The sequence below is a fragment of the Synergistaceae bacterium genome, assembly GCA_021372895.1.
Lineage (GTDB): Bacteria > Synergistota > Synergistia > Synergistales > Synergistaceae > JAJFTP01.
The window spans coordinates 1-7,948 of sequence record JAJFTP010000037.1; the positions used below are offsets into that span (position 1 = coordinate 1).

8 protein-coding genes and 1 riboswitch are annotated in these 7,948 nt (G+C 48.4%); of the genes, 1 reads left to right on the top strand and 7 read right to left on the bottom strand.

Going from position 1 to position 7,948, the window contains the following annotated elements; translation table 11 throughout:
* Window positions 1-72 precede the first annotated feature (72 nt).
* A riboswitch (SAM riboswitch) is annotated at window positions 73-178 on the bottom strand.
* A gap of 666 nt (window positions 179-844) precedes the next feature.
* The 5 genes from LLF78_03595 to trpB form a co-directional block, all read right to left on the bottom strand.
* Complete coding sequence (locus LLF78_03595; GenBank protein ID MCE5201582.1) at window positions 845-1,606, bottom strand: ImmA/IrrE family metallo-endopeptidase; 762 nt, start codon at window positions 1,604-1,606, stop codon at window positions 845-847.
* Window positions 1,603-1,947 carry a helix-turn-helix domain-containing protein gene (locus tag LLF78_03600; GenBank protein ID MCE5201583.1) on the bottom strand — a complete coding sequence of 115 codons (345 nt, stop codon included), beginning with the start codon at window positions 1,945-1,947 and terminating at the stop codon, window positions 1,603-1,605. Before LLF78_03600 ends, LLF78_03595 begins: the two co-directional genes overlap by 4 nt.
* A gap of 310 nt (window positions 1,948-2,257) precedes the next feature.
* Window positions 2,258-3,034, bottom strand: coding sequence for a hypothetical protein (locus tag LLF78_03605; protein MCE5201584.1), 777 nt, complete (start codon window positions 3,032-3,034; stop codon window positions 2,258-2,260).
* Window position 3,035: 1 nt separating this feature from the next.
* A complete protein-coding gene (locus LLF78_03610; protein MCE5201585.1) occupies window positions 3,036-3,815 on the bottom strand; it encodes a fumarylacetoacetate hydrolase family protein in 780 nt (259 codons plus the stop codon).
* Between the two features lie 197 nt (window positions 3,816-4,012).
* Window positions 4,013-5,212 (bottom strand): tryptophan synthase subunit beta, encoded by a 1,200-nt coding sequence (trpB, locus tag LLF78_03615; GenBank protein MCE5201586.1) that lies wholly within the window; start codon window positions 5,210-5,212, stop codon window positions 4,013-4,015.
* 470 nt (window positions 5,213-5,682) lie between these two features.
* Between trpB and LLF78_03620 the strand changes: the two genes are divergently transcribed.
* The gene (locus tag LLF78_03620; protein ID MCE5201587.1) at window positions 5,683-6,801 is read left to right on the top strand and encodes a permease; all 1,119 of its coding nucleotides are present in this window, start codon (window positions 5,683-5,685) and stop codon (window positions 6,799-6,801) included.
* A 154-nt stretch (window positions 6,802-6,955) separates the two neighbouring features.
* Here the strand turns inward: LLF78_03620 and mutT are convergent, their stop codons facing one another.
* Together mutT and LLF78_03630 are read right to left on the bottom strand one after the other, a co-directional pair.
* Window positions 6,956-7,342 carry an 8-oxo-dGTP diphosphatase MutT gene (gene mutT / locus LLF78_03625; protein MCE5201588.1) on the bottom strand — a complete coding sequence of 129 codons (387 nt, stop codon included), beginning with the start codon at window positions 7,340-7,342 and terminating at the stop codon, window positions 6,956-6,958.
* Window positions 7,343-7,344: 2 nt separating this feature from the next.
* A complete protein-coding gene (locus tag LLF78_03630; protein MCE5201589.1) occupies window positions 7,345-7,677 on the bottom strand; it encodes a DUF3427 domain-containing protein in 333 nt (110 codons plus the stop codon).
* Window positions 7,678-7,948: the final 271 nt, after the last annotated feature.

A 7,948-nucleotide genomic window follows, 5' to 3' on the forward strand; every position in this document is an offset into this window, starting at 1 on the left:
AAAAAGCGGCCTTTCACGAGGAATGGCCGCATGCTGGCATGCTTCCGGCTATTTTGCCGGTTTTCAGTCTCCCCCTTATCATCCAAACCCTTCCGGGTTTGCAGGTGTTGGCACCTTACGGTCTATCGCAGGTTGCCGGGCTTCATAGGGCCAGTCCCTCAGCCACTCTGAATAAGAGTTTTGTTACTTGTGTATTATAGCATATTAACTCAAACTTTCCCACCGTCTTTCCCGCATGCTTTTGAGCGGGAATCCAGCGACTTCAATATTTTAGAGCCACTGGTTCTCCGCTAAATAACATACAGAGAAGACGAAAAACAGAGGTTTTGAATCCACTAGTAGCAAGAGGTGGGAAAGTTGAGATATTAACTCAAACTTCGCAGTAAAGAAGATATGACAAATTGCCTTGCAGTTCATCTATAAATCCGCGTACCAAAGCCTCTTTGAGGATATCGCCTGTTGTGAGGTGTTTCAAGCCATAATATCTTACATAATCGGCAATGTCTTTTAGGTTATTACTGGCCAAAATCCCATCGTTGCATTTTGCAAGTGCGATCGCTGCAGCTTCTCCCTTACCGATAATTTTATGCCCGGCATCCGGTACGAGGTCAGCTTGCGATAGATGATATATGCTTTCGTGTCCAATTCTATTGAGATTTGCACGGCAACACCTGAATTTAACAACATATCGACTCGTCTCCGAAGGTGATCAACGCCGGGAGAAGAAAGCTCTATATAAACATGCCCGGGGATCATAATTTTTCCTGGGTAGAGTTTTATGAGAAGACTTTCGTATCCGACCCACAAAAAAGCTAAAAGGCAATTATTGTCAAAGAAGAGATGTTCAGTCAATTACTTCCGCACCTTCTTCATTGTCACCATAAACCAGATCAGAGCGAAATGCAGAGAGGAGCAACTCTTCATATTTCCCATCAGACACGAGTCCCTTTTTTAAAACTTGTTCCGCTTGGTCGATATAATTGCCATAAGTCATATACTGTTTTTCGACGGGTAGTGGTTTGTAGAGCTCGGTACTGTATCCCATGCTTTCCGCAAGTCGCCGGACACCTTCCGACATCATCGCATCAGCTGCATCAGCATTCAGCAGCTTATCTTCTTTAAGCCGTATGACAGCAGCTTGATGGCTGACTTGAAAATAATGCTCTAATCGTATCACATCATGAATTGAAAGATTATGGTCGCTGTTTTTTGCTTTCAGCATTTCAACCTTTGTTTGAAGCGCCGCAGCCGGTATGAGGAAATAGGACGCAAACAAGTCCGCTTCTTTCTCGGTTTCCTGACCAACACCGATTTTTTGGGCACATACAGCTGTCATATTCTTGTCGAAATATAAATGGTACAACTCATGGGCTAATGAAAAGCGTTGTCTCCCCACGGTCATCGAAGAGTTAATTGCTATGACATTATTGCCGGAAGCACCTTTCAGGCAGATCCCGCTTAGATTTCCACCCATCGGATAATATACGATCGTCAGGTGTTCGATGTCCTGCGCAAGTGCAAATATATCAATGGGTGAATTGGCATCCTCGCCAAGTTTCGCTCTAAGTTGAATTGATTTTGTCATAATATCGGTATTGCAGATCATCTTTGCTCTCCTGCAAGCAAATCAGCCATGAATTCAGAGTTCAGCGCGATGCGGTTTATTGCACTGATAGTCTCCATATCTGCTGTTGTCAATTCGCCTGCTCGTAAAGCAAATTTAAGTGGGTTGACCGGCAAAGTGTCTTCTTCAAAGGCCAAAATACTTACTCCGTATAGAGCAGCAAGTTTTTCAAGCATCTCAACCGAAAGGCTGCGTTCGCCGTTTTCAGCTTTTGAGATCAGGCTTTGATCAACACCTAGGAAGCAGGCGATATTAGCTTGACTCAATCCGCTGCTCTTCCGAAATTCTTTCATCCTTTCAGCGATCATTTCAAATTTACTCATAACACTCATCCTTCCCCTCGCCGTTATTATATTCTTCGGTTGTCATAAAAACAACAGTATTATGATAATATTTTATGACATATCCTAGGCTAAGTTCAATAGGGAGGAGGAGAATTCGCAACGCTTCGCATTGCGGGGAAACTGCGACAAATACGGTCGCGGGAAGCCGTTGTGAAACAATAGTGAAACGGTTGTTAAAAGCTTGCGGAGACTGCATCCGCTTTTCGCGGCATTTTACGCCGCACTTCTCCGCCCCTGATCAATCGCTTGCCTATTGCTCGCCAATCGCTTGCCCGCCTTTTGTCCGCCCCTACCCCTTCGCCTCTTTTATCATCTTCTTCATGGAGTTTATGAAGGTATCGACATCGGAAGATAAACATACCGCGTTTGCCCCCATATCAAAGAACTTCCTGCAGTCAGAGGGATCAAACGTGAATGCGAACAAGAACTTTCCGGCTTCCCTGCATGCCTTGTATATTCGGCTCATTGCCGCCCTGAATCCCGGCGTGTCGAATTTCCCCGGGGCGCCAAGGCCGACCGACAGGTCATAGGGGCCGATGAAGATCCCGTCGACTCCGTCGATTTGGACCACTTCTTCTATCACCTCAAGACATTCCTTTGTTTCACATTGCGGGATAATGAGAGTCTCCCTATTGCATATATCAAAGAATCCCTGCAGGTCTCCTTTATCCACCCAATCCGCATAGCCGTAGCCGCACTGTCCGGCAAACGCCACGCCGCGTTCTCCAACCGGGAAGTATTTACCGTACCGGACAAGCTGCCTGACTTCCTCTACGGACCGGATATCCGGAATGATCAGGGCCTGTGCGCCGACATCCAGCATTTTTAATACCGACGGACGCGAGCAGTCTTTGATCCTTGCGCAGCAGGTCACCCGGCCCTTCTGTGCCGCACGGATCATCGACTGTACCGACTCGATGTCAAATACACCGTGTTCGGTATCGAGTACCATAAAATCAGCGCCAGTGAAAGTCATTGCCTCCGCGACAGATGCGCCGCCCATCCATATAAAAGGACCGACGCACTTCTCCCCCCGAAGCATCTTTTCCCTTAATAAATTTTTCATGTCAGATAAAATCGCACTCCACTGTGCCGAGTTCCCCCATGTCTGCCTTCCAGTGCTCTCCCTTGCGCGCGGGAGGAGCAGATGTAAAAGCGCCGGAAAGAATGACCTCGCCCTTCTTCAGGGTCACGCCGTACGACCATAGTTTATTCGACAGCCAGGCGACCGTATTGGCAGGATCGCCCATCACCGCAGAGCCTTCTCCTTCCATAATTTTTTCGCCGTTCTTATAGAAATCCAAATGCACCTTTGGCAGATCGACATCATAAATATTGACTTTTTTCTTTCCCAATACATATCGGCAGGAAGACCCGTCATCCGCAATAGTATCCTGAAGTTTGATCTTCCAGTTTTTAATTCTGGAATCAACGATCTCAAATGACGCGCACACGTGATCGGTCGCTTTCCGTACATCGTCGGCAGTTACCGCTCCGCCGGCCAGATCCTCCTTTAAGATGAACGCGACCTCGCATTCGATATTCGGAACGATCAGTTCATCCGAACGGATCACTCCGTCCGAACAGTCCCAATGAGCATACAGATGCCCATAGTCAGGTTCGTGCACTCCAAGCTGCATTCGGATCCCCTCCGAAGTCAAACCGATCTTCTTGCCGGAAATGACTCTGCCTTCTTTGACATAACGATCAACATTCGCTAACTGGATCGCATATGCGTCGTCGGCCGTCAAAGAGGGATCCATGTCTGTAAGAGCCTCGATCGGCTCACGCATCCTCTCAGCTTCATACAACATATCTGCAAATTTCTGTATATCCGGATGTGCCATAAAAAATTCTCCTTCTCTTGAGACCGGCGCCAAATTAATTTCGCAGTCCCATTATAGATCCTGTAAACTACTTAGCTCACTACGGGAAACAGGGGGCAGACCGGAGTGACAGCGACGCAATGCGAAGCAGCCCTAGCTAAAGGGTATATGAATACTCCGAAGCGAAGGGCCGCGAACATTGCTGAGCTAGCGCCGCTCTAAATCCCAATTGCGGCTATAATCTCCATATCCTTATCCCCCCGACCCGAGAGGTTAACGAGTACCTTTTGCTCCGGACTGAGTTCCGGAGCGATCTTTATCGCTCCGGCAAGTGCATGGGAGCTCTCAAGCGCGGGGATTATACCTTCTGTCCTGCAAAGAAGCCTGAATGCATGAAGCGCTTCTTCGTCGCTTGCGCATATGTACTCTGCGCGACCGCTCTCCTTGAGGGCGGCGTGCGCCGGTCCGACTGAGGGGTAATCAAGTCCGGCTGCGATCGAATAGACCTCGGCGGGTTCGCCTTTATCATCGGTGAGAACGTAGCTTTTGAACCCATGAAGGACTCCGGGGGAACCCTTTGTGAGACTGGCGGCGTGATTTCCGTATGTCAGTCCTCTTCCTGACGGTTCGACACCGATAAGTCGGACATCCTTGTCTTCGATGAAGGCTGTGAAGGCTCCTATCGCATTGCTTCCGCCGCCTACACATGCGATGACGGCGTCCGGCAGGGATCCGGTCCGTTCAAGCATCTGGGCCCTTGCTTCCTCGCCTATTATTTTCTGGAAATTCTGCACCATAGTCGGATATGGGTGCGGCCCGACAGCTGATCCGATAAGGTAAAAGATGGAGGTGTCGCTGCATAATGCCGCAAGTGCCGCATCCACAGCTTCCTTGAGCGTTCCCTGTCCTTCAGAGACAGATACGACTGTTGCGCCAAGAGCTTTCATCCTGAGCACGTTCGGGGCCTGGCGCTTTATATCGACTTCTCCCATGTAGACGTCGCATTCCATGCCCATCAGGGCCGCTACTGTCGCACTGGCAACGCCGTGCATGCCTGCCCCTGTCTCAGCAATGATCTTTTTCTTTCCCATCCTTTTGGCAAGAAGTGCCTGTCCGATGCAGTTGTTTATCTTGTGGGCCCCTGTGTGGTTGAGGTCTTCCCTCTTGAGGAAGATCCTGGCTCCCCCTACTGTCCTGGTTAGGTTTTTGCACTCGGTTAGTGCAGAGGGACGTCCCACGTAGTCCTTTAGAAGGGAGAGGTATTCTTCCCTGAATGATTCGTCTGCCGCGCATTTCTCGTACTCTTCCGCGATCTCCGTAAGGATCGGCTCGAGCATTTTGGGAACGTATGTGCCTCCGAATCCGCCGTAGATGCCTTTTACCGGAAAACCTGCCTGATTTTGTGATCTCTCTGTCATGATGATATCCTCCTCTTAGCTCTTGTAAACTCTCTGGTCTGTTCTCATCTTTTTAGCGCGCGCTGCTGTGGTGCATTTATAAAAAAAGAGGGACTGAAAGAAATTACTCCCTTCCAGCCCCCCTGTATCGGCACAGCAAGATACGGGCGGGACGCTAGACGCACCACCAGCTGTTGAAATTCTTATTCGTGAGGTCGGTAAATGATTTCATGCAGCTTCCCCCGAACTTCAGATATATTGCGCGGAATAATACCACTCTGATCAATAAATTGCAACCCCATAAATGATCATGCCTAAATGTCTGAAAATACCCAAACACAAGCGCCAGATATGTCTCCCGGAGGCTCCGCCGCAGAATGATCATTTTTGATATCCGGAAATTTTTATTAAGGGCTTTTTTGATATAGAATATTACAGCGGTGTCTGAAAAATCGCCGTAAAATCTTATTTTTACCCGGGGGGCGCTTTTTTTGAGTTCCGTAAAAATTTTGTTTTTTATCCTTACCCTCGGGTATATCCTGGGGAGCATAAAATTCTTCAACATCAGGCTCGGCACATCGGGAGTCCTCCTTGTCGCCCTGATCTTCGGGCATTTTGGACAGGAGATATCCGGCGCTGTCCGCGACATCGGCCTGGTATGTTTTGTCGCATCTGTGGGATTGATAGCAGGTCCCGTATTTTTCTGCAATCTCAAAAGCAAAGCCGTTGCCTACATGGTAATAGGATCCGTGACGATCATCTCCGGCGCAGCTTTATGTGTGGCTTCAATAAAGATATTGGGGATCCCTGTCCCTCTTGCCGTAGGAATAATGAACGGCGCACTGACAAGCACCCCGGGACTGGCTGCCGCTATCGAAGCGACAGGTGATCCGAGCGCATCCATAGGATATGGCATTGCTTATCCTTTTGGTGTCATCGGTGTGGTCCTCTTTGTACAGATAGTGCCCAAGATCCTTAAAATAGATTTCAGCAAGACCAAGCCTGTGATGGACTGTGGGCAGGACCTGCAGCCGGAGGGTGCTGCAGGAAAAGGATCTATAAAAATTGACCCCTTCGGCTTTTTCCCTCTTGTACTGACAATAGCCGCAGGACTGATTGCCGCAAAGATAGTGATACCTCTTCCCGGAGGAGCCAGATTCAGCCTCGGAGCATCCGGCGGGCCTCTCCTTACCGGACTTCTGATAGGATATTTCGGTCATATAGGCCCGATATCGCTTGAGGTAAGGAAATCTACCCTCGAGACGATGCGGGAGTTCGGGCTTGCGCTCTTTCTTGCAGGCGCCGGGGCAGCTGCGGGCAAGGGCTTTGTCGCGACCCTCACGGAACATGGCCCCGTCCTTTTCTTAGCGGGAGTCGGAATGACCATTCTGCCTATGATGGCGGTGTATTTTATTGCAGTGAAGATGTTCGGACTTGATATATTCAATACCCTTGGATCGATATGCGGAGGTATGACGAGTACCCCGGCGCTTGGAGTCCTTATCTCAGAGACGCGCACCGACTACGTCTCCGTGCCATACGCCGCCACATATCCGGTGGCACTGATACTTGTCGTCCTCGCATCCCAGTTCATATCCATCTTATGTTAAGTATCCGCAAATCGCGTAGGCCTGACCCCACAATTGGCGTTCTCGCATAAAAGAATCCATGGCACAGCTGAAAGAGTGGCGAACAGTAACAAAAACAATAGAAGAACTAACAATATACCAACATAATATTGATGACCAAGGCAAATAGGCTCTTTTATTCAATCTCGTTAAGCTTTTCAACAACAGAGACATCGGCCGGGCAGAATTCGTACTCTTTGAGTTTATCCGGTAAGACCCATTTAATGGAGTTGTGAACAGAGGGAGTAGCGACCCCATTTTTTAATGATGCGCTGAAGAACATAAACTCGATATCCATTTCGGGGTATGAGAAAGTGGTCTGCGCGAAAAGGTCTTGGACCTCAATATCTATTTCAAGTTCTTCCCTGCATTCACGGATAAGACATTCTTCCGGTGATTCGCCGAGTTCGATCTTTCCTCCTGGGAATTCCCACAAAAACTGACAGGAACCTCCCGGCCCCCGCTGACAGATCAGTATTTCGTTATCAGAGTTTTTTATTATCGCTGCGCTTACTCGTACCATATTTAACCTGCTATCAGTTGGTTTGTCTTCTTTAAGTATTTTGCCGGGATCGGTTCATCAAGCTTCCACATAATGTTCATGGGTTTGCTCCCCTCGTGGGATACATAATTCGCTGTGCCAAGGAAGGTGTAGGGCTCGGTACCAAAATCATTCTTTTTGTATTCCCTTACAAAAAGCAATATTTTGCTGCCAAGGAGGCGGTGGTTTATGTATCTTTGTCCTGTATTTGAGTCGCTGCCGGTAGTACTCTGGCTTTGCCAGTGGAAGAGCGATTCATTTATCGAATAGTCCTTATACATCGTTGACGGTGAGTAATCTTTGTCAGATTTATTCAATGTAACTCAACTTTCCCACCTCTTGCTGCTAGTGGATCCAAAACCTCTGTTTTTCGTCTTCTCTGTATGTTATTCAGCGGAGAACCAGTGGCTCTAAAATATTGAAGTCGCTGGATTCCCGCTCAAAAGCATGCGGGAAAGACGGTGGGAAAGTTGAGTATATCACTTTATGTCAATCATGAAGGCCCGCCCAGATAGAGTCCTCCATCTTGCACCGTTAAAACCCAAATCCGACAGGAGGAACAGATCCGCCATCATCACTTAATGACAC

Coding starts and splice junctions, on each gene's coding strand:
- LLF78_03595 (MCE5201582.1), bottom strand. CDS start 1,606: ATGATCTGCAATACCGATATTATGACAAAATCAATTCAACTTAGAGCG.
- LLF78_03600 (MCE5201583.1), bottom strand. CDS start 1,947: ATGAGTAAATTTGAAATGATCGCTGAAAGGATGAAAGAATTTCGGAAG.
- LLF78_03605 (MCE5201584.1), bottom strand. CDS start 3,034: ATGAAAAATTTATTAAGGGAAAAGATGCTTCGGGGGGAGAAGTGCGTC.
- LLF78_03610 (MCE5201585.1), bottom strand. CDS start 3,815: ATGGCACATCCGGATATACAGAAATTTGCAGATATGTTGTATGAAGCT.
- trpB (MCE5201586.1), bottom strand. CDS start 5,212: ATGACAGAGAGATCACAAAATCAGGCAGGTTTTCCGGTAAAAGGCATC.
- mutT (MCE5201588.1), bottom strand. CDS start 7,342: ATGGTACGAGTAAGCGCAGCGATAATAAAAAACTCTGATAACGAAATA.